Below are 24,299 nucleotides of genomic sequence, written 5' to 3'. Positions count from 1 at the left end.
ACTAGTCCCGGACCGCGGTCAGCTGCCAAACCGGCATCAGGAACCGCCCGCGCTCGTCCAAGGGCACCTTCCCCACGGCGTCCGGGTGGATCTGCGCGAGCAGCTGCTCGGTCATCGACGTGGTGTAGGACGCCCGCTGCAGCCGGGTGATCCGCCAGCCATCGGCGAAGGTCGAGCGCAGGTTCTCCGCCGAGATCACCCGCGGGCCAGGCATGCCGGCGAGCTGTTCGGCCTGGCAGAACACGTGCACCGTGGCGCCGGAGCGGCAGGCGCGGTGCAGCGCCGCCACGTACGCGCGCTGCTCGTCGTCGTCCAGGCAGTGGTACAGCGCGCTGTCGAGCACCGTGTCGAAGCTGTCCTCGAAACCGTCGAGGCGGGTGGCGTCCGCGATCACGAATTCCACTTCGTCCGTTTTCGCCTTGGCGCGTTCGATCGCGGTGGGCGAGCCGTCGACGCCGGTGACGTGATAGCCGCGGCCGGCAAGGAAAATCGCGTTGTCGCCGGGGCCGCAGCCGACGTCGAGCACGTCGCCGCGGAACTCGCCGGCGGCTTCCAGAGCGACCAGCAGTGGCTGGGGTTCGCCGATCACCCAGGGGATGACCGGTGACTCGCGGTAAACCTGGTCGAAATCGAGGTCAGGTGCGCTCACCCAGCGAGGGTAGCGCCTTCGCGGGGAATACGCGGTCCGCCAGGGGAGTTGCGCGGTCATATGAAGTTCGGAATATCCACGTTCGTGACCGACGACGGCATCAGGCCCGCTGCCCTGGGCAGGGCGCTGGAGGAGCGGGGTTTCGACTCGCTGTTCCTCGCCGAGCATTCGCACATCCCGGCGAGCCGGGAGAGCCCGTATCCGGGCGGCACTGACCTGCCGCGGAAGTACTACCGCACGCTCGACCCGTTCGTGACGCTCGCCGCCGCCGCGTCGGTGACCGACCACCTGCTGCTGGCCACCGGGGTGGCGCTGCTGGTGCAGCGCGATGTCATCCACACCGCGAACGAGGTCGCCAGCCTGGACATGATCTCGAACGGCCGGGTGATCTTCGGCGTCGGCGTCGGCTGGAACCGCGAGGAGATGCGCAACCACGGCACCGATCCGCGCACCCGGGGCGCGCTGATCAACGAGCAGATCGAGGCGCTGAAGGCGATCTGGACCCAGGACGAGGCCGAGTTCCACGGTAAGCACATCGACTTCGACCCGATCTTCGCGTGGCCGAAACCGGTGCAGCGGCCGCATCCGCCGATCTACGTGGGTGGCGAGAGTCCGGCGGCGCTCGACAGGCTGCTCAAGCACTGCGACGGCTGGCTGCCGCGCGAAGGCACCGACGTGGCCGAGCTGCGCCGGGTCCGTTCGTGGCTCGCCGAAAACGGTCGTCCCGACGTGCCGTTCACCATCTTCGGTGCCGGCCGGGACCGCGCGCGGCTGGAGCAGTACGCGGAGGCCGGGGTCGACCGGGTGACCTTCATGCTGCCCACCCGCCCGGAGTCCGAGACGCTCACCGCACTGGACGAGCTCACCGAACTGGCGAGGGGCCTGTGAAACTCGGGATCACCACGTTCGTCACCGACGAGGGCATGGCGCCGGCCGCGCTGGCGAAAGCGCTGGAGGAGCGCGGCTTCGAGTCCCTGTTCCTCGCCGAGCACTCGCACATCCCGGTCAACAGGGAGACGCCGTATCCGGCCGGGGGCGAGCTGGGCCGGCCCTACTACCGGGCGGCGGATCCGTTCGTGGCGCTGGCGGCCGCGGCGTCGGTGACCTCGACGCTGACCCTGGGCACCGGGATCAGCCTGCTGATCCAGCGGGATGTGATCCACACGGCGAACTCCGTGGCGAGCCTCAGCCTCATCTCCGGTGGCCGGGTGATCTACGGCGTCGGGGTGGGCTGGAACCGCGAGGAGATGCGCAACCACGGCACCGACCCGCGCACCCGGGGAGCGCTGATGGACGAGCAGATCCGGGCGCTGCGCGAGATCTGGACGAAGGAGCAGGCGGAGTTCCACGGCAAGTACGTCGACTTCGATCCGATCTTCGCGTGGCCCAAGCCGTACGGCGTGCTGCCGATCTATATCGGTGGCAACAGCGACGTGGCCGCGGCGCGGGCGAACCGGCTGGGGGACGGCTGGCTGCCGAACGCGCTGCCCGACCCGGCCGCGGTTCCCGCGCAGTTCGCGCAGCTGGGCGGTTCCGGGCTGCCGGTCACCGCGACGTCGGCAAGGCCGGATCCGCGGGTCTTGGCGGCGTATGCCGAGGCCGGCGCGGAGCGGGTGACGCTGGCCATCCCGCCGGAACCCGCCGAGAGGACGCTGCGGCGCCTCGACGAGTTCGCGGCACTCGTCGAGGCTTACCGGTAGGTTGCAGATATCGCACTTCAGAAAGGTTGATGAGGTCGTGAGTGACGTTCAGATCGGATTGGCGGCGGCGCTGGAGCAGTTCTCCCCGCGCGAATCCATCGAGCTGGCCGCGCTGGGTGAACAGCACGGATTCTCCGGGCAGATGGCGGCGGACCATTTCCAGCCGTGGGTACCGCAGCAGGGCGAGGCTTCGTTCGTGTGGAGCGTGCTGGCTTCGCTGGCCGAGAACACCACCGGTGACCTGGGCCCGGGGGTGACGTGCCCGTCCTTCCGGCTGCACCCGGCGATGGTCGCGCAGGCGGCGGCCACGCTGGAGGCGACCTACCCCGGGCGGACGTGGCTGGGCATCGGTTCCGGTGAGGCGCTCAACGAGCACATCATCGGCGGGTACTGGCCGGAGGCGCCCGAGCGGGTGCGGCGCATGTTCGAGGCGCTGGAGATCATCCGGAAACTGTTCACCGGCAAGGATGTCAAGCATTCCGGCGAGTTCTTCAAGTTGCACACCACGCGGCTGTGGACCCTGCCGGACACCCCGCCGCCGGTGTATATCGCCTCGGCGGGCCCGTACACCTCGCGCAAAACCGGCGAACTGGCCGACGGCCTGATCACGCCGGGCGCGGCGATCGAGAAGCTGCAGGGCATCGTCGACAACTTCAGCCAGGGCGCGAAGAAGGCCGGCAAGGACCCGGACTCGATGCCGAAGCTGCTGCAGGTGCACCTGTCGTGGGCGCCGACCGAGGAGGAGGCGCTGGCCAACGCGATGGACCAGTGGCCCAACGGCGGGATGAAGTTCCCGAAGGCCGATGTCCGCTCGCCGTTCGACTTCGCGCAGATGGCCAAGCTCGTGCGCGCCGAGGACTTCGAGGGCCGGATGGTCATCTCGTCCGACCCCGACGTGCACCGGGCTTCGCTGCAGCGCTACGTGGACGCCGGGTTCAACCGGATCTACATCCACAACGTGGGGCGGAACCAAAAGGAGTTCCTGCAGGTGTTCGGCAGCGAGGTGCTGCCGAAGCTGCATGGGTGAGTTTTTCGGGAAGGGCGTTCGCATCCGTGTGGGTGCGGGCGCTCTTTTTCGTTGGGGTTGTGCGGCTTATGCGGCGAAGATCGGGGCCAGCTGTGCGGTGGCGTTGGTCAGTGCCTTCGGCATCGAGCTGTAGCTGCCGAGCGAGCCGGACGACAGCACGATCACCACGTAGCGCGCGTCCTTCCCGACGAGACCGGTGGTGTTGTAGTACGCCGTGGAGCCGCTGCTGCCCCAGCCCTGCTTGATGGCCCACGTGGTGCCGGGCAGGCCATTCGGGATGCCGAAGTACTGGTTGGTGCCGTCCGCCCCGGTGGAGGACGCGTGGAACATCGCGTTGTACAGCAGGTCGTGCGCGGGCTGGGGCACCTTGTCCTCGAGGTAGCGGTACACGGTCACCATGTCCGCGGCGGTGATCTTCGTGTCGCCCCACTCGCCGGCGGTGCGTGGGGCGGTGGTGTCGGTGAGGCCCATCAGCTTGACGTCCCTGGTGATGATCGACTGCCCACCGTCGGAAACCCAGAACGAGCTGGCTATCGCGTCGTCGGACATGCTCAGCATTCTGGTGATCCGCTGCTGGGTGGACTCCGAGGGCAGCGCCCAGTCGTCGCGCGCCAGGATGTCGATCGCGATCAGCAGCTTCACCACCGACATGCTGGAGAACTGGGTCTCGGTGTTGGCGCTGGTGACCACGGCATCGGTCTGCCTGTCGTACACCTCCAGGCCCACCTTGGCGCTGGACACCGTCTTACGGGCCGCCGCCTGCACCGCTTCGGCGATCGCCCGGCCCTGCTCGGCGGAGATCGCGGGCGTGGGGGACGGGGTGGGCGTGTGGGTGGACTGCGTGGCGAGTGTCGTGCTCGGTGAGGCGGTCGACGGCGCCGGTGCCGCGACGGCGACGCTGGCGGTGGTCACCGCACCGGAGTCCCGGCTGACCGAAACGACCAGCATTATCGCCGCGCCCATGGCCACGGCACCGAGTACGGCATTCGCGGCCGCGGAGCGCTTCATGATCCATAAACGCTCGCAACCTCCGCCGTTGTTGCGGTTTTTCCCGATCTACAGACAACCCTCAGGTCGTTGACAGGGAATCCACAGCCAGGATCACCAACGGTGATGCACAGGTGTCATTCCGCAGCGGGGCTGTCGAGCAGGAGGTGCACGGACAGCTCCAGGCGCTCGGCCACGTCCGCCGCCGAGGCGCGCCGAGTGACCCAGGCCACGAGGTTGGCCATCCACACGTCGGCGATGAGGTGGAAGACCGCGCGGTCGTGCGGCGTCGGCTTCTCGATCCGCATCGCCTTGCCGAACATCTCCTCCATCAGCTGCCCGACCTGCTCCACCTCGGCCGCCGCGGTGGTGTCGGCGAACATGAACGCGCGCACCATCGCCTCGGTCAGATGTGGGTCCCGCTGCATCATCCTGGTGTTGCGGGTGAGCACGAAGATCAGCCGTTCCACCGGGGTCTCGCCGGGGATGGCGCTACGCTCGATCTTCTCCTTGGCGCGCTCGAACTCCCTGGCCAGACCGGAGACCAGCAGGTGGATCTTGGATGGGAAGTAGCGGTAGAGGGTGCCCAGCGCGACGTCGGCCTTCTCGGCCACGGCGCGCATCTGCACCGCGTCGTACCCGCCCTTCGAGGCCAGTGCCAGGGTGGCGTCGATGATGCGGCGCCGCCGGTCCCGCTGCGCGGCGGAGCCCAGCTCGTCCCCGGCCACGCCGTTCTTGCTCTGCGTTGATGCCTTCGCCTTACCGGCCATTGGACCCCTGCCCGAAACTTGTTCCACTGTCTACGCGTACCTTACCTAACGGCCTTCCTTCGGAAAAACTGAAACACGTTCTATAGTGGTGTGCATGGTCATCGCGGTTACTCCGGAGCAGCGGGCGCTGGCGGATTCGATCCGGTCCTGGGCAGGCGGCCGGCGAGGCGAACTGGCCGGGCTCGGCCTGTTCGCGGTCGCCCTGCCCGAGGAACTCGGCGGCGTCGGCGGCACCGTCGTCGATCTCGCGGCGGGACTGGAAGAAGCGGCCGTCGCGCTGGCGCCGGGGCCGGTGTTCGGCACGGCGCTCGCCGGGCTGGTGCTGGCCAGGCAACCGGAATCGGCGCCGGCCACCGAACTCGGGCCCGCACTGGCCGAAGGGCGGGCGCAGGTGGCGGTCGCGTTCGGGCCGGGCGAGGTGAAGGCCACCCGCACGCCGAACGGGCTCTCGCTGACCGGGCGCACCGGGCCGGTGCTGGAGGCGGACGACTCGACGTACCTTCTGCTGGCGGCGGACCTCGATGGGCGGGCAGTGTGGTTCCTGTTGCCACCGCGCCCGGTCGAAGAGGCTTCGCCGCTGGATTTCTCCCGTGGGATCGGGTTCCTCGATCTCGATGGGGCCGAGGTGCCCGCCGAGTTCGTGCTGGACGACCCGCCGGTGCGGGAACTCGCCGCCACGCTGGCCGCCGCGGAGGCGTCGGGCATCGCGGACTGGTGCGTGCGCACCGCGAGCGAGTACGCGAAGGTGCGCGAGCAGTTCGGCGCGCCCATCGGTTCTTTCCAGGCCATCAAACACATCTGCGCGGAAATGCTGTGCCGCGCGGAAAAGGCGTCGGCGCTGGCGTGGGACGCGGCGCGGGCGCCAGGGCATCCGCTGGCCGCCGCCGTTGCCGCGGCTGGAGCGCTCGATGCCGCGGTGGACAACGCGAAGGACTGTATTCAGGTGCTGGGCGGCATCGGCTACACCTGGGAGCACGACGCGCATTTGTACCTCCGGCGCGCGGTTTCGCTGCGGCAGCTGCTCGGCGGTTCGGGGCACTGGCGGCGGCGCGCGGCGGAACTCGCGATCTCCGGGGTGCGGCGCAGGCTCGACATCGAGATCGCCGAAGACCCGGAAATCCGTGCCACGGCAACCGAAATCGCCGCGCTGCCGCCGGACGAGCAGCGCGCGAAACTTGCCGAAACCGGGTACCTCATGCCGCATTGGCCGCGTCCGTACGGGCTCGACGCCGACGCTGCGCAGCAGCTCGTGATCGACGCGGAACTCCAGCGTGCCGGGGTGCAGCGGCCCGATCTCGTGATCGGCGCGTGGGCCGCACCGACGATCCTGGAACACGGCACGGAAGCACAGCGCGAGCGTTTCGTCGGCGCGACCCTGCGTGGCGACATCGTGTGGTGCCAGCTGTTCAGCGAGCCGGGCGCGGGCTCGGACCTCGCCTCGCTGCGCACCAGAGCGACCAAAGTGGACGGTGGCTGGTCGTTGTCCGGGCAGAAGGTGTGGACGTCACTGGCCAGGGACGCCGACTGGGGGATCTGTCTCGCCCGCACCGACCCGGACGCGCCGAAACACAAGGGGATCACGTACTTCCTCGTCGACATGCGCTCGGCGGGGATCGAGATCCGGCCGCTGCGGGAGATCACCGGTGACGCGGTGTTCAACGAGGTGTTCCTGGAGAACGTGTTCGTGCCCGACGAACTGGTGGTCGGCGAGGTCGACCGCGGCTGGCGGCTGGCCATCACCACGCTGGCCAACGAGCGGGTGGCGATGGGCAGCGGCTCGTCGGTCGGCGAAGGCGTGGAGAAGCTGCTCGACGGGCTGGAGCCGGAGCCGGTGGAGCTGGAGCGGCTCGGTGCGCTGGTCACCGAGGGTTCGGCGTGTGCGCTGCTGGACCTGCGGGCCACCGAGAAGCGGCTCGCGGGGCAGGATCCGGGGCCGGAATCCAGTGTCCGCAAGCTGCTCGGCGTCGCGCACCGGCAGGCCGTGGCGGAGGCGGCGCTCGACCTGTGTGGCCCGTCCGGGGTGGTCGACGCCCAGGCCCAGCACGAGTTCCTGCTGACGAGGTGCCTGAGCATCGCCGGCGGCAGCACCCAGATCCTGCGCAACGTGGTGGCGGAACGGCTGCTCGGTCTGCCGCGCTAGTTGTCGGTGGGGGCTCGTATCGTGGCCCTGTGGAACTGACCCCCGACACCCGGGCGATCTTCGTGCCTTCGGACCCGCCGCGCGCCGGTGTGCTCGCGCTGTGGGGCGACGACGTGCCGGGGGACAGTCCGATCGAACTCGTGCTGCCCAGGGGAAAAGCCTTCCGTCGCAGCAAAGTGGACGCTCGGGTGCTGCCGCTGTCCGAGGCCATTCCGGGATTGCTCGCGGTCGGCGAGGCGAGCCCGGCGATCGCCGCGTTCTCGGCCGCGGTGCGGGCGGCGCTGAACCTGATCGCGCGCGGCCGGGTGCTGCCCGCGGCCACGCCGGGCGGGCTGGACGCGTGGCGGGTCGGCCCGCTGGAGACAGCGGACGAGGCGTTGTTGCGTGATCTCGCGGCCGCGTTGCCGCCGGAGGCGCACGCGCTGCCGTTGTCGGGTTTGAAGAAGATCCGGCTGCACTCCCCGGAGACGCTGATCCGCGCGCTGTGGGACGGCACCGCGGACGTGCTGGTGCGCACGCCGGCCGCGCGGATGGCCGCCGGGGGCACGGCCTTCGCCGCCCCCGAGCCCACCCTGCTGGACGCGGCGGACATCGAGTGGCTTGACGCGCAGCAGCCCGCCGGGGCGCAGCTGATGCTGCGGATGGAGATCCGCGAGGACGAGACGTTCGCCGGCGTGCTCGCGCTGCGCAGCGTGTCCGACCCGAGCCTGGTGATCGACGCGGCAACGCTGTGGGACGCGCCGGACGCGGTGTTGTCCCGCCTCGGTGAGCAGGTCGGGGCGCAGCTGTTGCTGGGCCTGCGGCGCGGTGCGAAGGCGTGGCCGCCGTTGAAGCGCGCCCTTGAGGCGGCCACGCCGAGCGAGCTGGCGTTCAGTGACGACGAAGTGGTCGAGCTGCTCGGCGGTTCGCTGCGCCGTTCGGGCGTGGAAGTGTTGTGGCCCAAGGGAATGTTCGCCGACGACGTGCGGGTGAAGGCGGGGGCCACCCCGTCGCCCGGCAGCGAGGGCGGCGAAGTTTTCCGGCTGACCGATCTGCTGAAGTTCCGCTGGCAGCTCAGCATCGGCGGGCAGGACCTGACCGAGGAGGAGGTCACGGCGCTCGCGGAGGCGAAGCGGCCGATGGTCCGGTTGCGCGGTCAGTGGGTGCGGGTCGATCCGGGCATGCTGGCCAAGCTGCGCCACCGGGGCCGTTCCATGACAGCGGCGGAGGCGCTGGCGGCGGCGTCGACCGGCACGCTGGAGGTCGACGGGGAGCAGCTGGAATTCGCGCCGCCGCCGGCGTTGACCGGTTTGCTGGAGCGGGTGCAGGCGGCGGACGCGACGGAAGTGGTGCCGTCGCCGCGGCTGCAGGCCACGCTGCGGCCGTACCAGCGGACCGGGCTCGGCTGGCTGGCGAAGATGACCGAGCTGGGCCTCGGCGGGATCCTGGCCGACGACATGGGGCTGGGCAAGACGATCCAGCTGATCGCGCTGCATCTGCACCGGCTGGGCACCGGGCCGACGCTCGTGCTGTGCCCCACTTCGTTGCTGGGCAACTGGGAACGCGAGTTCACGAAGTTCGCGCCGGGCGTGCCGGTGCGGCGGTTCCACGGCGGTTCGCGGCATCTCGACGAGGTCGCGCCGGACGAGGTGGTGCTCGCGACGTACGGGGTGCTGCGCCGGGACAGGGAGGCGCTGGCGGAGGTCGGCTGGGGGCTGCTCGCGGCGGACGAGGCGCAGCACGTGAAGAACCCGCTTTCGGCGACGGCGAAGGAACTCCGGAAGATCCCGTCGCGGGCGCGGGTCGCGCTCACCGGCACCCCGATGGAGAACAGGCTCACCGAGTTGTGGTCCATTTTGGACTGGACGACGCCGGGTCTGCTCGGCACGCTGGAGCATTTCCGGCGCACGGTCGCGCGGCCGGTGGAACGTGACCGGGACCGGGCCGGCACCGAGCGGCTCGCGGCCACCGTGCGCCCGTTCTTGTTGCGCCGCCGGAAAAGCGACCCGGACATCGCGCCGGAGCTGCCCGGCAAGACGGAGACGGACAGGTTCGTCCCGCTCACCACCGAGCAGGCCACGCTGTACGAGGCGGTAGTGCGGGAGAACCTGGCGGTGATCCGCGAGGCGAAGGGGGTGCAGCGCCGTGGGCAGGTGCTGAAGCTGCTGACCGAGTTGAAGCAGATCTGCAACCACCCGGCGCAGTACCTGAAACAGGACGGGCCGCTGCCAGGCCGTTCGGGCAAGCTCGCGGCCTTCGAGGAGCTGCTGGACGTGATCCTCGACGAAGGCGAGAGCGTGCTCGTGTTCAGCCAGTACGTGCAGCTGTGCAAGCTGCTGGCCGCGCGGCTCGGCGAGCGCGGGCTGCCGGTGGAGCTGCTGTCCGGGGCCACGTCGCCGCGCCGCCGCGAGGAGCTGGTCGAGCGGTTCCAGTGCGGGGACGTGCCGGTGTTCCTGTTGTCCCTCAAGGCAGGCGGGGTCGGGCTGAACCTCACCCGGGCCACCCACGTGATCCACTACGACCGGTGGTGGAACCCGGCGGTCGAGGACCAGGCCACCGACCGGGCGTACCGGATCGGCCAGGACCGTCCGGTGCAGGTGCACCGGCTGATCGCCGAGGGCACCCTCGAAGAGCGGATCGCGGCCGTGCTGGAAAGCAAGCGCGGGCTCACTGAAGCCGTGGTCGGCGCGGGTGAGGACTGGATCACCGAGCTGTCCGACGACGCGCTGGCCGATCTGGTGCGGCTGGGGCAGTCGTGACGCCGCGCCGGAACTTCGGCCTGACCTGGTGGGGCCGGGCTTGGGCGGAGGCGCTCGAAGGCCGCGCGAAACTGGACCCGAACCGGTTGCCGCGCGGGCGGACGTACGCGCGCAAGGGGCGGGTGAGCGCGCTCGACGTGACGGCGGGCGAGGTGCGGGCATGGGTGCGGGGCAGCCGGTCGGTGCCGTACCGGGTCACCATCCGGGTGCAGCTGTTTTCCGAGGCACAATGGGAGAGTCTGCTCGACGAGATCGTGGGCCGGCTCGGGCACGCGGCCGCGCTGCTGGACGGGGAGTTGCCGGAGGAGCTGGCCGGGGAGCTGCTGCCGGGGCCTGGCGACCTGCGGCCACGGTGTTCCTGCCCGGACTCGGCCGATCCGTGCAAACATTCCGCCGCGGTCTGTTACCTCGTGGCGGACGAGGTGGATGCCGATCCGTTCGTGCTTTTCCTGTTGCGGGGCCGTGCGCGGGAGCCGTTGTTGCAGGAGCTGCGGGCGCGGCGCCGGACGTCCGCCCCGGTGCGGGACGTGCCGGTGGTGGAGGGTTTGGCGCCCCGGGATGCCTTCGCGCGCAAGCCTTCGCCGGTTCCGTCGTTGCCGGCGGCGCCGTCGGCTCCAGGCCCTTCTGCCGTGCTGACGGAGCCGCCGTCCGGTTCGGGGCTGCGGGTCGAGGCGTTGTCGGAGCTGGCGTCGGCCGCGGCGGCCCTGGCGTGTGGGCTGCTGACCGGGGAGGACGAGTTTTCCCTTTCCCCGCAAGAAGATCTGGCCCGTCGGGCGGCCCGTGGCGAGGTCGCGAATCTTGCCGCGGCGGCGGGGATGCCGGCCGCCGAGCTGCGTCGGTGGGCGTCCGCCTGGGCGGTGGCGGGCCGTGGTGGCCTCGCGGTGTTGCGCGAGTCGTGGCAGCCGCCGGGTATCGCGCTGGCCGAGGCGCGCGCCGCGCTCGACGAATCGCCCGGGGAGACGAAGGTCTGGCGCAACAGGGTCACCCGTGGCGATCTCCAGCTCCGGATCGGCCGGGATGAACGCTGGTATCTGTTCACTCCCACGTCCGACGGCTGGCTTCCCGCCGGGCCCGGTTACCCGCGTCCGCTGGACGCGCTTTCCTCCGGTCAGCACTGGTAGCAGCAGGCGGCCTCCGCGCAGGGCCGGCAGGTGAAGACGTACGCGCAGCCGCCGTCCACTTCGAGTTGCGCGACGAATGCCATCGCCGTGCCGCAGGCGGGGCAGTCCGGAATTTGTTCGCCCCGCAGCCACACGGGCGAACCGCCCAGCTGTCCCAGCACATCCCGCCGGCGGGGCCACGCGTCGCGAGCCTGGGCGTAGTTCCCTGGCGCCTCCACGAAGCGCACCGCGGAGACGTCCGACAGCACCGCGCCCGGCGCCGCGGCCGGTCCGCTCAACCGGTCCGCGGCGAAGCGGAACGCGCGGCTTTCGTGCCGGCAGTGGAACACCGCGATGACCGGTCCGACCCGCACCTGTGCGGTGAACTGCAGCGGAGCGTCGCAGGAACCGCAGTGGGGCCAGGTGAAACCCGAAGGCACCAGCGGCAGTCCGCCGGTCCTGGTGCCGTCCCCGGCCGCGTCGCCGGGTCCGGCGTAGATCAACAGGGTCGTCACGGGGGCAGAGCTTAAACGATCTTGCTCATCCCCTTGCGTGGCAAGGAAAATCCGGGACCGGCTGGGCCTTCGCCACGGTGGCCTGGCGCATCAGGAACGTGATCGCGAGTGCGGCCGCGGTCGCGGCGGCGCCCACGATCAGGCAGGTGACGAACCCGCCGCCCGCCCCGAGCAGCGGGCCGAAGGTGGCGACGCCGATGGCGGCACCGACCTGCCGGGAGGTGTTGAAGACGGCGGACGCCGCACCGTGCAGGGTGGGCTCGACGGTGGAGATGGATTGTGAAGTCATCGTCGAGACCAGCAGGCCGGAGCTGAATCCGGCTGGTATCAAAGCGAAAACCAGTGGCCAGAGCGAGGACGAGGTGCTCGCCCAGGCCACCCCGAGCAGGGTGAGCGCCAGCGCCGTCTGGCCGATCCCGAGAACGGTCCGGCGGCCGAGGCGTTGTGCGAGCGGCGCCGCGGACAGGGTGCCGGCCGAGATCAGCCCGGTCAGCGGCAGGAACAGCAGCCCGCTGGCCAACGGGCCGAGTCCGCGGCTCTGCTGGAACAGCAGGCCCATCGCGAACAACAGGCCGTAGAACGCGAAATTGAACAGCGCCCCTTGCGCGGCGGTCCCGGAGAACCTGCGATCGGCATAGACGCGCACCGGAAGCAGCGGCGCCTTCGCCGTTCGTTCGGCCAGTACGAAACCGATGCCCCCGGCGACCACCAGTGCGCCCGCGATGAGGACCGCGGGGCTGTGCCAGCCCTGGGCCGGGGCTTCGATCAGCGCGAACACCAGGCCGCCGATCACCACGGTCGCGGTGCTCATGCCGGCGAGGTCGAGGCGGCGGTCCCGGCGTGGCACGGCAGGCATCGAGCGGAGGCTCCAGACGATGGCCGGAATCCCGATCACCACGTTGACCGCGAAGACCGCGCGCCAGTCCGCGAGGGCGACGAGCGCGCCGCCGAGCAACGGTCCGGCCGCCATGCCGACGCCTCCGGCCGCGGCCCACCAGCCGACCAGCCGATGCCGCGACTGCTCGTCGCTCGCGGCCGCGGTGGCCAGAATCAGCGCGCTGGGCAGCAGCAGCGCGGAGCCCACCCCCTGCGCCAGCCGGGCGAGGTTCAGCACGAGCATCGAACCGGCCACCGCGCAGACCGCAGACGAGGCGGTGAACACGACAAGGCCGGTGACGAAGGCCCGCTTCGCGCCGAGAGTGTCCGCCAACGCGCCGGCGCCGAGCATCACCGCGGCGAAGGTCAGCGTGTAGGCGTTGACGGCCCATTCCAGCTCCGGGCGCGAAGCGTGCAGGTGCGAGGCCAGTTGGGCCAGTGCGAGGTTCACGATCGTGCCGTCGACGAAGACCATGAAGGCGGCGACCAGCGCGAGCGCCACGACACCGCGACGGTGTTCGATAGTCATGGAACAACTCTAAGGGTTTCGATGACCATCGAACAGGTCTAAACTGAGATCCATGAGGTGCCGATGATGTCGTCCCCGCCACAGGCCCCGGCCCGGCTCGAGGTGACGAGCGTGCTGCGCGCGCTCGCGGATCCCGTGCGCCTGGACCTCGTCCGCCAGCTCAGCCGCTCCGGCACGGCGATCGCGTGCGGCCGGTTCGACACCACGGTGGCCAAGAACACGCTCAGCCACCACTTCAAGATCCTCCGCGAGGCAGGCATCATCGCCACCCATCGCGACGGCGGCCAGGCGCTCAACGTGCTCCGGGAGGACGAGATCGACGAGGCTTTTCCCGGGCTGCTGAACGCGATCCTGCGTTAGAACGGGAAGGAGCGGGGGCCACCGGCGAGGGTCACCCAGCGCATCTCGGTGAACTCCTCCATCGCGAACGTCACCCCGAACCGGCCCCAGCCGCTGTCCTTCACCCCGCCGAACGGCATCTGCGGCTCGTCGTGGATGGGCTGGTCGTTGACGTGCACGATGCCGGCCTCCAGCCTGTTCGCCAGCGCCAGCCCGCGTTCCGGATCGCCGGTGAGCACGCCCGCGGTGAGCCCGTAGCGCGAATCGTTGGCGTGGGAAAGCGCTTCCTCGGCGCTGTCCACCACGTCCGCGATCACCACCGGCCCGAACGTCTCGTGCCGCGCCAGCTCCGTTTCCGGTGGCACGTCCACGATCAGCGTCGCCGGGTAACACGGTCCTGTCGCCGTTCCGCCCGCGAGCACCCGCGCCCCGCTCGCCACCGCCTCGTCCACCCGGCGGGCCACCGTCCGCAGCGCGTGGTCGTTGATCAGCGGGCCGATCACCGTGCGCCGGTCTTTCGGGTCCCCGTAAGGCAAAGCGGCGGTCTTGACGGCGAACCTGTCGAGGAACTCCGCCGCCAGCGGGCGTTCCACGAAGATCCGCCGCGCGCACATGCAGATCTGCCCCTGGTGCAGGAACGAACCGTAGGCCGCCGCGTCCACCGCGTACGTCACGTCCGCGTCGGCGAGGATGATCAGCGGGTTCTGCCCGCCCAGCTCCAGCACCATCCGCTTCAGGTGCCGGCCCGCCGCCTCCGCGAGCCGCCTGCCGGTCACCGTCGAGCCGGTGAAGTTGATCCGCCGCACCCACGGATGCGCGATCAGCTCCTGCCCGATCGCCCCGGCCTCGCCGCGCGCGTGCGTCACCACGTTGAGCACTCCCGGCGGGAGCCCGGCCTCCTCGAAGATCTCCGCCCACAGCAGGCCACCGACCCACGGTGATTCTTCGGAAGGCTTGAGCACCACCGTGTTCCCCAACACCAACGGCGCCGCGATCGCCCGGCACGACAGCACCAGCGCGGCGTTCCACGGTGCGATCGCCGCCACCACGCCTACCGGATGCCGCACCGCCATCGCGAACGCATCCGGCTCGTCCGAGGGGATTACCTGCCCGACCGCCGCGTATCCCGCGCCGGATGCCTGACGCAGCAAGGAAAGCACGAAGTCCAGCTGGATCGAGCCGAACGCGTGCCCGCAGCCCGTCTCCGCGGCGAGCAGGTCCATGATCTCCTCTCGACGGCGACGCAGCACATCCGCGGCGCGGAGAAAGATCTCCTGCCGCGTGCCGGGGCTGGTGCGGGTCCAGTTCGCGAACGCGGCGTGCGCGGCTTCGACCGCCAGCCGCGCGTCGTGCGCGTCGCCCGCCGGTACGCGGGCGATCACGTTGCCGGTCCACGGATCCAGATCCTCGAACGTGCGCCCGCCACTGGATTCCAGCCAGCGCCCGCCGATGAACTGCCGCAGTGCGGTCACTTCCGGACCAGCCGATGCCCGAGCGGCAGCAGCTGCACCCGCGCGATGCCCCACAGCCCGCGCGGCAGCACCAGCGCGAACAGGATCGCCACCGCGCCCAGCCCGATCAGGTACCAGGCGCCGTAGTCGGCGAACAGGTTCTGCACCACGAAGAACACGATCGCGCCGATCAGCGGGCCCTCGAACGTGCCGATCCCGCCGACCAGCACCATGAAGATCATGTACGCGGTCCACTGCACGCCGAAGATCGACTGTGGCTGGATGTACAGCGAGTTCGCCACCGTCAGCGCGCCCGCCGCCCCGCAGCCGAACGCGGCGATGACGAACAACAGGCGCTTCGCGGGCAGCACGCGTACGCCGAGCGAGCCCGCCGCTTCCTCGTCGTCCCGGATCGCCTGCAGCGCCGGGCCTGTCCGGCTGCGCAGCAGCACGAACACGATGCCCAGCATCAGCACCGTGAAGGCCAGCGCCAGCCAATAGGTGTACGCGCGCCGGTAGTCGGGGTCGTACTGGTTCAGCCCCAGCAACGACGTCCCGGTGCCGCCGCCCAGGGTCTGGTTCAGCGTCACCAGCAACGCGAACGTCTCCGCCACGACCCAGGTACCGATCGCGAACTGCCCGCCATGCAACCGCAGCACGAGCAGGGACGTGGGCAGCGCGATGACCGCGGCGATCACCGCCGCCAGCACCATCGCCAGGTACGGCGTGATCTGCTCGCGGGTGAGCAACACCGTCGCGTAGGCGCCGATGCCGATATACGCCTGCTGCCCGACCGAAACCAGCCCGCCGTACCCGGCGAGGGTGTTCCACATCGCCGCCAGGATCACCAGGATGAACAGCGAGGTCAGCTGCTGCACCACGTAACCCGACATCCCGTACGGCACCGCGACGAGCACGAGTACCAGCACCAGCAACAGCACCGAGGAGATCCGGGAGACGCCTGTCCACCGGCGCACCGCGTACGTGGTCATTGCGCCGTCTCCTTCGCCGCGAGCAGCCCGCCACGCGGGGAAGCCAGCACCGCCAGGAACACGATGTGCCCGGCCAGGATCGCGTACTGCGGGTCGATCGCCGCACCGATCGCCTGTGCGATCCCGAGCGCTATCCCGCCGAGCAGGGTTCCCCACAGGGACCCGAAACCGCCGATCACGACCGCTTCGAACGCGAAGATCAGCTGCGTCGGCCCGCTGGACGGGTCGAAGGTCGTCCGGATCGCGTAGAACACGCCGGCGAGTGCGGCCGTCGCGACCGCGATCGCGGTCGCCCTGGCGTACACCGCTTTCGCGTTGACCCCGACCAGTTGTGCCGTGTCCTGGTCCTGCGCCGTGGCCCGCATCTCGCGGCCGAGCGGCGTCCGCCGCAGGAACAGCTGGAGCCCGCCGAGCACCACGACCGCGACCGCCAGCACCACGATCCCGAGCACCGGGATCGCGAGACTGCCGCTGATCCGCCAGCTCGCCGTCACGATGCCGCCCGCCATCGGGCCGAGCGAGCGCACGTCCGGCGAGAAGATCTGCAGCAGCGCGTTCTGGATGACGATCGCCAGCCCGAACGTGGTCAGCAGCGGCACCAGCATACCGGCGCGCAGGCTCCGGCCGAGCAGCGTCAGTTGCAGGAGGTAGCCGAGGACCAGCATCACCGGCAGCACGGGCAGCACCGCGACGAACGGCGAGACGTGCCACTGGTTGGCGACCACCCACACGATGAACGCGCTGAGCACCGCGATGTCACCGTGCGCCAGGTTGATGATGCGCATGACCCCGAACATCAGGGACAGGCCACAGGCGAGCAACGCGTACAGCCCGCCGAGCGCGATGCCCTGGATGACGGCATTGACCCACGTCATGCCGACCTCCCGCGCAGGCCGAAGTACGCCTCTGTCACCTGTTCGCGGCTGACGTCGGCGGCGGGTTCGTCGAGTACCACCCGGCCCTCCAACAGGCACACCACGCGGTCCGCGACCTTCAGCGCCCGCGCCAGATCCTGCTCCACGAGCACGACCGTGGCACCCTCGGCGAGCAACGTCGCCAGGCACTCGTACACGGCGTCGACAGCCTGTGGCGCCAGGCCGAGCGAGACCTCGTCCAGCAGCAGCAACCTCGGGTTCGTCATCAGCGCGCGGCCGATCGCGGTCGCCTGCTGTTCACCACCGGACAAAGTGGACGCTCGACGTGAGCGCAGCTTGCGCAGCATGGGGAAAACGTCGAGCACCCCGTCGACCGTCCACGGCCCGGCGCGACGGTGCCGGGTGGCGACCAGCAGGTTCTCCTCCACCGTCAGGTCCGGGAACAGTTTGCGGCCCTCGGGTACCAGCGCTATCCCCAGCCGGACGCGTTTGTGTGCCGGCTGTGCCGTGATCACCTCCTCTTCCAGTCGAATCGTTCCGTGTGTTGCCTGTTTCGCGCCGGCGATGGACCGCAGCAGTGTCGTCTTCCCGGCACCATTGGCACCGACCAGCGCCAGCCGTTCGCCCTCGGCCACGGTGAGCGAGACGGACCGGACGGCGTGCAGCAAACCGTGGTGCACGTCGAGCTCCGTCACGGAAAGCAGCGCGCTCATGCCGCCCTCCGACCCAGATAGGCGTCGATCACCGAAGCGTCCTTGAGCACCTCGCCGGGCGGGCCGTCGGCGATGATCCGGCCCGCGTTCATGCACATCAGCCGGCTCACCACCTGCACCAGCACGTGCACGATGTGCTCGATCCACACGATCGCGACGCCGCCCGCGTGCAGCTGCCGGATCGTGGCCACCAGTTCCTCGGCTTCGGCGTCGGTCAGCCCGCCGCCGATCTCGTCCAGCAACAACACCGCCGGCCCGGTTGCCAGGGCGCGTGCCAGCTCCATCCGTTTGCGATGCAGTAATCCCAGGCTCTCGGCGCGCCTGTTCGCCAGCTCGGTCAGCGCGCACTGTTCGAGCGTTTCGATGGCGCGCCGATGCGCCACCTGTCCTCGTAGTCCCGCCCCGTGGGTGGCGCCGACGATGACGTTCTCCAGGACCGTCATCCCACCGAAGGGCCGCGGTATCTGATACGCCCGCGCGATTCCTCTGCGACAACGGCGATCCGCACGCAACCGGGTGACGTCCTCGCCCCGGAACCGCACCTCGCCGTCGTTGGGTTTGAGTGTACCCGCGAGCACCGACAAAAGCGTGGTCTTTCCCGCGCCGTTGGGCCCGACCACGCCGACAGCTTCGCCGGCGTCGACCGCGAAGTCCACTTCGGACAGAGCGGCCAGCTCGCCGAATCTCCTGCTCGCGCCCAGGGCTTCGATGACGGGCTCAGGCATAGGGCCGCAGTTTCGTCGCTGTCGGCACGTTCGGGTCGTTGGAGTTCTCGCAGATGAGGAACTCCAGCTGGAACGGGCCGCCGGTCGCCTTGCGCCACTGCCCGCCGTGCACCCCGATCGGTACCACGTTCGGCACCGGACCGGTGCCGAAGGCGATCTTGCCGAGCGTAGTGTCCGCCGAGACGGTGCTGATCGTTTTCGCCAGCCCCGCCTTGTCCTTCGGGTTCGCGGTGGCCTTCAGCGCGGCGACGGCGACGTCGAACAACGCGGTACTCGGCCCGAGCTGCTGGTTCCACTGCTTGCCGGTGGCCGCGGTGTACCCGTCGCCCAGCTGTTGTGACGTGACACCGGTCAGCGTTGCGCGGTAAGGGAAAGTCGGCGACCAGTAGGTGCCGCCCGCGAGCCCGACCGCGGACGGGCCCAGGGCCTCCACCTGCGAAACGAACAGCCCGGTCTTGGCGATCTGCGCGATTTTCGGTTTGTAGCCCTGTTGTGCGGCCTGCTGCCAGAACGTGGCGAAGTCCGGTGGCAGCGGGAAGGTGTTGAACACTTCGCAGTTCTCCGCCTTGAACCGGGCGATCTGCGACGAGAAATCGTTCGTGCCGTCGGTATACGCGCCGGGGTCGACGATCGTGTAACCGGACTGGCTCAGCAGCGGGCCGAGTGATTTGCGGATGGCGTTGCCGTCGGCGTCGTTGGGCCACATGACGCCGACCTTCTTGTTCGTCGGGACCTGTGACCACAACGAGGTGTACTGCTTGTGGAACTGCTCCACGCCGAAGGAGAAGTGGTAGGTGTACTTGAACGGCGAGGGTTCCCCTTCCTTGGCACCCCGCCCGAAATACCAGGCCTCCCAAGGGACGATCGTGGAAATGCACGGCACCCCGGCCGCCTCGCAGGCGTCGGAGGCGGGGTTCACGGTTTCCGGCGTCGAGGTGGTCAGCACGAGATCGACGCCACTGGAGTTGATCAGGTCGTTGGTCACCTGCGCGCTGCGCTGTGGGTTGGACTGGCTGTCCTTGTCCACGATCTCGACGCGGTAGCTCTTCCCGGCCAGCTGCAGGCCGTTCGCCAGCGCCTTCCGCGCCTGGTCGAGCACATAGCCGTCGGGTTCGCCGAAGCCGGCGGTGGATCCGGTGCGCGGGCTGACGAAGCCGATCGTGATCTTGTCACCGCCGGCGGAACCGCCCAGCCCGGAGGAACACGCCGCGAGCGGGCCTGCCATCGCGAGCCCCGCCCCGGCCTGGAGCAGGGTTCTTCGGGAAACAGTGGCCACCGGATACCTCCGTCAGGAGTAGGGGATGAGCTTCGCCGCGATCGGCACGTCCGGATCGGTCGAGTTCTCGCAGATGACGAACTCCAGCGGGAACCGCCCGCCCGCGGATTTGATCCACTGCCCGCCGACGATCGGCGTCGCGACCACGTTCGGCACCGGCCCGCCGCCCCACGCGACCGGGCCGATCGAGCTGTCGGTCTTCAGCGTGCTCACCGTTTTCGCCAGGCCCGCCTTGTCCTTCGGGTTCGCGCTCGCCCGCAACGCGGCCACGCCAACGTCGAACAACGCCATACTGGGCCCGAGCTGCTGGTTCCACTGCTTGCCGGTCGCCGCGGTGTATCCGTCACCGAGCTGTTGCGCGGTAAGCCCGGTGACCGCGGACTTGTACGGCCACGTCGGCGCCCAGTAGGTACCGCCGGCGACGTTGATTCCCAACGGCCCTAGCGCTTCCACCTGGGAGGCGAACAGGCCGGTCTTGGCGATCTGCGCGATTTTCGGTTTGTAGCCCTGTTGCGCGGCCTGCTGCCAGAACGTCGCGAAGTCGGGCGGGATCGGGAAGGTGTTGAAGATTTCGCAGTTTTCGGCCTTGAAGCGGGCGATCTGCGATGAGTAGTCGTTCGTGCCGTCGGTGTACGCGCCGGGGTCGACGATCGTGTAGCCGGATTGGGTGAGCAGTGGTCCAAGCGACTGGCGGATGGCGTTGCCGTCGGCGTCGTTCGGCCACATCACGCCGACCTTCCGGTTCGTCGGCACCTGCGGCCACAGCGTCGCGTAGGTCTTGTGGAACTGCTCGACGCCGAACGAGAAGTGGTAGGTGTACTTGAACGGCGAGGGCTGGCCCTCCTTCGCGCCCCGGCCGAAATACCAGGCCTCCCAAGGGGTATTGGTCGAAATACAGGGCACGCCCGCCGCTTCGCAGGCGTCGGAGGCGGGGTTCACCGTTTCCGGCGTGGAGGTGGCGAGTACGAGATCGACACCGGCAGAGTTGATCAGGTCGTTGGTCACCTGCGCGCTGCGCTGCGGATTCGACTGGCTGTCCTTGTCCACGATCTCGACGGCGTAGGTTTTTCCGCCGAGTGGCAACCCGTTCGCGAACGCCTTGCGCGCCAGGTCCAGCACGTACCCGTCGGGCTCGCCGAAGCCGGCGGTGGATCCGGTGCGCGGGCTGACGAAACCGATCGTGATCTTGTCGCCACCGGAGGAATTCCCCAGCCCCGAAGAGCATCCGGCGAGCATCAGACCGGCGACGCCCGCGCCGGTCTGCCGTAGGAACGTCCGTCTGGAGGCAGGTTGCATCGGCACGGCGGCACCTCCGTCGTCGCAGGTGGCTTCGAGGGCGTGCAGCATTGCGCCAGGGGGCCGGACTGTCAATACTTCGGTTCGAGTATGCGGAACCCGAGCCGCGCTCGAATCCCGATTGGGGTCGTCGATGCCCACCACGGAACCGAATCCCCGCGGTCAGTCCCAGTCGCTCGAACGCGGCCTCGCCATCCTCGCCTCGTTCGGCGAAGCACGCCCGGTGCTCGGCGCGGTCGATCTGGCCCGCGCGGTCGGGCTGAACAAGAGCACCACTCACCGGTACCTGTCGACGCTGACGAATCTCGGTTACCTGCAACAGGATCCGTGCACCCGGAAGTACCGGCTCGGGCCCAGGGTGGTCGATCTCGGCTTCGCGGCGATCAACTCGATGGAGATCACCCGGGTCGCCGCGCCCCATCTGCAAGCGCTGTCGGACGAGACCGGCTACGCGGTGAGTCTCGCCTTGCTCGACGGCATCGAGATCCTCTACATCCAGCGCTGCCGCAGCGCGCGCGAAGGCCGTTTCGGCATAGACCTCAACCTGCACGTGGGATCGCGGCTGCCGGTGTACTGCACGGCGATGGGCAAGGTGCTGCTGGCTTTCCAGGAGCCCGACGAACTGCGCGCGCTACTGGACCGGATCGATCTCGCGCGCCGCGGCCCGAACACGCTGACCGCGCGGGAAGCGTTACTGGCGGCGCTGAACCGGGTGCGCCAGACCGGCCTCGCGGTCAACGACGAGGAACTCGCGCCAGGGCTGCGCTCGCTGGCCGTCCCGGTGCGGGACGGTTTCGGCGATGTGGTCGCGGCCGTGAACATCGCGGTGCATTTGTCGATCTGGCACGCGTCGATGGATTCGATCGTGCGCAGGCTGGAGAGTTCGCTCCGCCGTACGGCGGGCGAGATTTCCCGGAGAATGGGTTATTCGGCCAGCGAACGGAGGTAGGCCCATTCCAGGAATCGTTCCACCCCGCGCACGACGTGTGCGCTTCGAATGGACGGGAAGACGTCGAACGCGTGCTGTGCCCCCGGCAATTCCGCGTACGCGACCGGATTCGGCGAGGTCTCCCGTAACCGCCGGACGAATTCGCGGGCTTCGGGCACCGGGACCATCGTGTCGTTCTCGCCGTGGATCACGAAGAACGGCGGCGCCTTTTCGTTGACGCGGTCCAACGGGGAGGCCGCGATGTATTCGTCGAGGTGTTCCACCGGGTCCTTGCCGACCACGTAACGGGCCAGCAACGTCTTGAGGCGGTACTCGCTGGCGGGTGAACCGCTGGTGGCGGCGAAGTCGTAGACCCCGTAATGCGGTGCGCAGGCCTGGATCGTGGTGTCGGCTTCGGCGAACCCGGGCTGCAGCGAGGCGTCGTTGGCGGTCAGCGCGAGCAGCGCGGCGAGGTGTCCGCCCGCGGAACCGCCGGTGGCGGCGAGGAACGTCGGATCGCCACCGTACCCGGCGATGTTGTCCCGGATCCAGGCGACCGCGCGCTTGATCGCGACGATGTGCTCGGGCCAGCGCGCCTTCGGCGAGAGCGGGTAGTTGATCGCCACGCACACCCAGCCGCGCTGGGCCATGTGCTGCATCAGCGGGATGCCCTGGTGGTCCTTGCTGTCGATCATCCAGGCGCCGCCGTGGATCTGCAGCAGCACCGGCCTGCCCTCGACGGGTTCCTTCGGGCGGTAGATGTCCATCAGGAACCGTTTGCCGCCGGGCGCGTACGCGACGTTGCGGTCGCGGCGGACGTCGGGGCTGTGCATCCGGAAGGGGAAGACCAGCTGCCCCCACGGGGTGGCCAGGTCGTTCGGGTCCGGCGGGCGGGAGAGGTCTTCGATGTAGCGCGGCCCGAGCGCCTCGGCCAGCGCCTGCTCGACCTTTCCGCGCGCCCGCTGCGAGTTGACGACGAGCGCGCCGAGGCCGGCGGCGGAAAGCGCGGACAGCCCGAGCGCGACCCGGTCCGACCGGCTGCGTGCGCCGTGGCGCGCGAGATGCGCGGCGGTGTCGGCGGCGGTCAGCGCGAGCAGGTGCGGCGCCAGCTCCCCGGTGAGCCAGCCGGCGAAGAACGCGGGTATCGCGGCCCGTTCGCCGCGCGGAGGGCGCAGCGCGTTCGCGGTCAGTGCCAGTTGGATCGCCCGACGGGTGAGGAAACGCGGTCGCATACGACTGATCGTAACGATCTGGCTTAGGCTGGACAGGTGCAACCGCTCAGTGGCCTCGATGCGAGTTTTCTCTACCTGGAAACACCTTCCCAGGTTCTGCACATCTGCGGACTGCTCACGTTGGACGGTTCGACGATGCCCGGCGGGTACAGCTTCGCCGAGTTCCGCCGCAAGCTGCGCGACCGGATAGCGGAGATTCCGGAATTCCGCCGGAAACTGCACAATTCCCCACTGAACCTGCTGCATCCGATGTGGGTCGAGGACGACGAGTTCGACCTGGACCGGCATCTGCACCGGGTCGCCGTGCCCAGCCCCGGCGGGCGCGAGGAGCTGGCCGAGCTGTGCGGGCATTTCGCCGGGCAACCGCTGGACAGGGCGCGCCCGCTGTGGGAGATGTACGTCATCGAGGGCCTGCCGGACGACGGGGTCGCGGTGCTGCTGAAGATGCACCACGCCACCGCCGACGGCGTCGCGGGCGCGAACCTGATCGCGTACCTCTGCGGGCTGGAGCCGGACTCGTTGCTGCCGCTGCCCGACGCGGAGCAGAACCCGCAGCCGCCGAGCCACCTGGACCTGCTGCGCAAGAGCGTCTCGTCCCTGGCCAAGCGCCCGGTGGAGGTGGCGAAACTGCTGCCGGACCTGGTGAGCATGGCGCCGACGTGGGTCGGGCGGGCGCTCAAGCGCACCGGGATGCCGGTGCCGTTCACCGCGCCGCGCACCTCGTTCAACCGCACCATCACGGGCCTGCGCACGGTCGGGTTCGTCAGCCTGGACCTCGACGAGATCAAGCGGGTCAAGAACGCCTTCGGGGTCACGGTCAACGACGTGGTGCTGGCGCTGTGCGCGGGTGCGTTGCGCCGCTACCTCGAACAACGCGGCGAGTTGCCGGGCGAGCCACTGGTGGCCACGGTGCCGGTGTCGACGCAGGACCGCACGCGGAACGACGACGGCAGCAACCAGGTCTCGGCGTTCTTCGCCTCTCTGCCCACTCAGCTGGCCGACCCCGCGGCGAGGGTCTACGCGATCGCGGAGAGCAACCGGCTGGCCAAGGAACACCATTTCACCCTGAAGCCGGACATGCTGCGGGACTGGGCGCAGTTCGCCGCGCCGCGGGTGTTCGGGCTGGCGGTGCGGGCGTACTCGGGGCTGCGGCTGGCGGAGAAGCACCCGGTGGTGCACAACCTGGTGATCTCCAACGTGCCGGGCCCGCCGATGCCGTTGTACCTGCTGGGCTCGCGGATCACCGGGCTGTACCCGCTGGGCCCGGTCTTCCATGGCGCCGGGCTGAACATCACGGTCATCTCCACCGCGGGCCGGGTCGACGTCGGTCTGCTGGGGGCGCGAGAACTCGTTCCAGAAGTCTGGCCGCTCGCGGACGCCCTCCCCGTGGAGATGCGGGAGCTTCTCCAGGTGGCCGACGGGCTTGCCTGACGCTGCTCAC

22 protein-coding genes are annotated in these 24,299 nt (G+C 69.6%); 9 read left to right on the top strand and 13 right to left on the bottom strand.

The window, feature by feature from the left end; all coding sequences use genetic code 11:
• Position 1: 1 nt before the first annotated feature.
• Entirely contained in the window at positions 2 to 649 is a 648-nt protein-coding gene (locus VHD82_RS12950) for a class I SAM-dependent methyltransferase (protein ID WP_325701783.1), read from the bottom strand.
• Positions 650 to 709: 60 nt separating this feature from the next.
• On the opposite strand from VHD82_RS12950, the gene VHD82_RS12945 reads away from it, so the two are divergent.
• Genes VHD82_RS12945 through VHD82_RS12935 form a run of 3 tightly spaced genes read left to right on the top strand, consistent with a single transcriptional unit; the run spans position 710 to position 3,376 of the window.
• Entirely contained in the window at positions 710 to 1,537 is an 828-nt protein-coding gene (locus VHD82_RS12945; protein WP_325701780.1) for an LLM class F420-dependent oxidoreductase, read from the top strand.
• Positions 1,534 to 2,349 (top strand): LLM class F420-dependent oxidoreductase, encoded by an 816-nt coding sequence (locus tag VHD82_RS12940; protein WP_325701776.1) that lies wholly within the window; start codon positions 1,534 to 1,536, stop codon positions 2,347 to 2,349. Before VHD82_RS12945 ends, VHD82_RS12940 begins: the two co-directional genes overlap by 4 nt.
• Before the next feature lie 37 nt (positions 2,350 to 2,386).
• Complete coding sequence (locus VHD82_RS12935) at positions 2,387 to 3,376, top strand: TIGR03557 family F420-dependent LLM class oxidoreductase (protein ID WP_325701773.1); 990 nt, start codon at positions 2,387 to 2,389, stop codon at positions 3,374 to 3,376.
• Between the two features lie 66 nt (positions 3,377 to 3,442).
• Here VHD82_RS12935 and VHD82_RS12930 read toward each other — a convergent pair whose 3' ends face one another.
• Together VHD82_RS12930 and kstR are read right to left on the bottom strand one after the other, a co-directional pair.
• Positions 3,443 to 4,384, bottom strand: coding sequence for a hypothetical protein (locus VHD82_RS12930; RefSeq protein WP_325701771.1), 942 nt, complete (start codon positions 4,382 to 4,384; stop codon positions 3,443 to 3,445).
• Positions 4,385 to 4,500: 116 nt separating this feature from the next.
• Positions 4,501 to 5,133 (bottom strand): cholesterol catabolism transcriptional regulator KstR, encoded by a 633-nt coding sequence (gene kstR, locus VHD82_RS12925; protein ID WP_325701769.1) that lies wholly within the window; start codon positions 5,131 to 5,133, stop codon positions 4,501 to 4,503.
• A 94-nt stretch (positions 5,134 to 5,227) separates the two neighbouring features.
• On the opposite strand from kstR, the gene VHD82_RS12920 reads away from it, so the two are divergent.
• Genes VHD82_RS12920 through VHD82_RS12910 form a run of 3 tightly spaced genes read left to right on the top strand, consistent with a single transcriptional unit; the run spans position 5,228 to position 11,132 of the window.
• Complete coding sequence (locus VHD82_RS12920; RefSeq protein WP_325701766.1) at positions 5,228 to 7,273, top strand: acyl-CoA dehydrogenase; 2,046 nt, start codon at positions 5,228 to 5,230, stop codon at positions 7,271 to 7,273.
• A gap of 29 nt (positions 7,274 to 7,302) precedes the next feature.
• A complete protein-coding gene (locus VHD82_RS12915; RefSeq protein WP_325701763.1) occupies positions 7,303 to 10,011 on the top strand; it encodes a DEAD/DEAH box helicase in 2,709 nt (902 codons plus the stop codon).
• Positions 10,008 to 11,132, top strand: a complete 1,125-nt coding sequence (locus VHD82_RS12910) for an SWIM zinc finger family protein (RefSeq protein ID WP_325701761.1) — start codon at positions 10,008 to 10,010, stop codon at positions 11,130 to 11,132. Before VHD82_RS12915 ends, VHD82_RS12910 begins: the two co-directional genes overlap by 4 nt.
• On the opposite strand, the gene VHD82_RS12905 is transcribed toward VHD82_RS12910, so the two are convergent.
• Positions 11,120 to 11,626, bottom strand: a complete 507-nt coding sequence (locus VHD82_RS12905) for a hypothetical protein (RefSeq protein ID WP_325701758.1) — start codon at positions 11,624 to 11,626, stop codon at positions 11,120 to 11,122. The two genes, VHD82_RS12910 and VHD82_RS12905, sit on opposite strands and share 13 nt — an antisense overlap.
• Before the next feature lie 25 nt (positions 11,627 to 11,651).
• A complete protein-coding gene (locus VHD82_RS12900) occupies positions 11,652 to 13,031 on the bottom strand; it encodes an MFS transporter (RefSeq protein WP_325701755.1) in 1,380 nt (459 codons plus the stop codon).
• A 66-nt stretch (positions 13,032 to 13,097) separates the two neighbouring features.
• Here VHD82_RS12900 and VHD82_RS12895 point away from each other — a divergent pair, with 66 nt between their 5' ends.
• The gene (locus VHD82_RS12895; RefSeq protein WP_325701752.1) at positions 13,098 to 13,391 is read left to right on the top strand and encodes a helix-turn-helix transcriptional regulator; all 294 of its coding nucleotides are present in this window, start codon (positions 13,098 to 13,100) and stop codon (positions 13,389 to 13,391) included.
• Here VHD82_RS12895 and VHD82_RS12890 read toward each other — a convergent pair.
• The 7 genes from VHD82_RS12890 to VHD82_RS12860 are packed head-to-tail and all read right to left on the bottom strand — an operon-like array spanning position 13,388 to position 20,698.
• Positions 13,388 to 14,842 (bottom strand): aldehyde dehydrogenase family protein, encoded by a 1,455-nt coding sequence (locus tag VHD82_RS12890; protein WP_325701750.1) that lies wholly within the window; start codon positions 14,840 to 14,842, stop codon positions 13,388 to 13,390. The two genes, VHD82_RS12895 and VHD82_RS12890, sit on opposite strands and share 4 nt — an antisense overlap.
• On the bottom strand, positions 14,839 to 15,813 hold the full coding sequence (locus tag VHD82_RS12885) for a branched-chain amino acid ABC transporter permease (RefSeq protein ID WP_325701747.1): 975 nt from the start codon (positions 15,811 to 15,813) through the stop codon (positions 14,839 to 14,841). Before VHD82_RS12885 ends, VHD82_RS12890 begins: the two co-directional genes overlap by 4 nt.
• A complete protein-coding gene (locus tag VHD82_RS12880) occupies positions 15,810 to 16,688 on the bottom strand; it encodes a branched-chain amino acid ABC transporter permease (RefSeq protein ID WP_325701744.1) in 879 nt (292 codons plus the stop codon). The genes VHD82_RS12885 and VHD82_RS12880 overlap by 4 nt, the downstream gene beginning before the upstream one ends.
• Complete coding sequence (locus VHD82_RS12875) at positions 16,685 to 17,401, bottom strand: ABC transporter ATP-binding protein (protein ID WP_325701741.1); 717 nt, start codon at positions 17,399 to 17,401, stop codon at positions 16,685 to 16,687. Before VHD82_RS12875 ends, VHD82_RS12880 begins: the two co-directional genes overlap by 4 nt.
• Positions 17,398 to 18,126, bottom strand: coding sequence for an ABC transporter ATP-binding protein (locus VHD82_RS12870; RefSeq protein WP_325701738.1), 729 nt, complete (start codon positions 18,124 to 18,126; stop codon positions 17,398 to 17,400). Before VHD82_RS12870 ends, VHD82_RS12875 begins: the two co-directional genes overlap by 4 nt.
• A complete protein-coding gene (locus VHD82_RS12865) occupies positions 18,119 to 19,402 on the bottom strand; it encodes an ABC transporter substrate-binding protein (RefSeq protein ID WP_325701735.1) in 1,284 nt (427 codons plus the stop codon). Before VHD82_RS12865 ends, VHD82_RS12870 begins: the two co-directional genes overlap by 8 nt.
• 12 nt (positions 19,403 to 19,414) lie before the next feature.
• On the bottom strand, positions 19,415 to 20,698 hold the full coding sequence (locus VHD82_RS12860) for an ABC transporter substrate-binding protein (protein ID WP_325702124.1): 1,284 nt from the start codon (positions 20,696 to 20,698) through the stop codon (positions 19,415 to 19,417).
• A gap of 133 nt (positions 20,699 to 20,831) precedes the next feature.
• On the opposite strand from VHD82_RS12860, the gene VHD82_RS12855 reads away from it, so the two are divergent.
• Positions 20,832 to 21,647 carry an IclR family transcriptional regulator gene (locus tag VHD82_RS12855; RefSeq protein WP_325701732.1) on the top strand — a complete coding sequence of 272 codons (816 nt, stop codon included), beginning with the start codon at positions 20,832 to 20,834 and terminating at the stop codon, positions 21,645 to 21,647.
• Here the strand turns inward: VHD82_RS12855 and VHD82_RS12850 are convergent.
• A complete protein-coding gene (locus tag VHD82_RS12850) occupies positions 21,623 to 22,858 on the bottom strand; it encodes an alpha/beta hydrolase (RefSeq protein ID WP_325701729.1) in 1,236 nt (411 codons plus the stop codon). The two genes, VHD82_RS12855 and VHD82_RS12850, sit on opposite strands and share 25 nt — an antisense overlap.
• Positions 22,859 to 22,894: 36 nt before the next feature.
• Between VHD82_RS12850 and VHD82_RS12845 the strand changes: the two genes are divergently transcribed.
• Positions 22,895 to 24,289, top strand: a complete 1,395-nt coding sequence (locus VHD82_RS12845; protein WP_325701726.1) for a wax ester/triacylglycerol synthase family O-acyltransferase — start codon at positions 22,895 to 22,897, stop codon at positions 24,287 to 24,289.
• Positions 24,290 to 24,299: the final 10 nt, after the last annotated feature.

Origin of the sequence: Amycolatopsis sp. (genome assembly GCF_035546795.1) — a bacterium.
In the GTDB taxonomy this organism is placed as follows: domain Bacteria; phylum Actinomycetota; class Actinomycetes; order Mycobacteriales; family Pseudonocardiaceae; genus Amycolatopsis_E.
The sequence above is the reverse complement of the archived record's forward strand: the minus strand, read 5'-3'. Positions and strand labels throughout refer to the sequence as shown.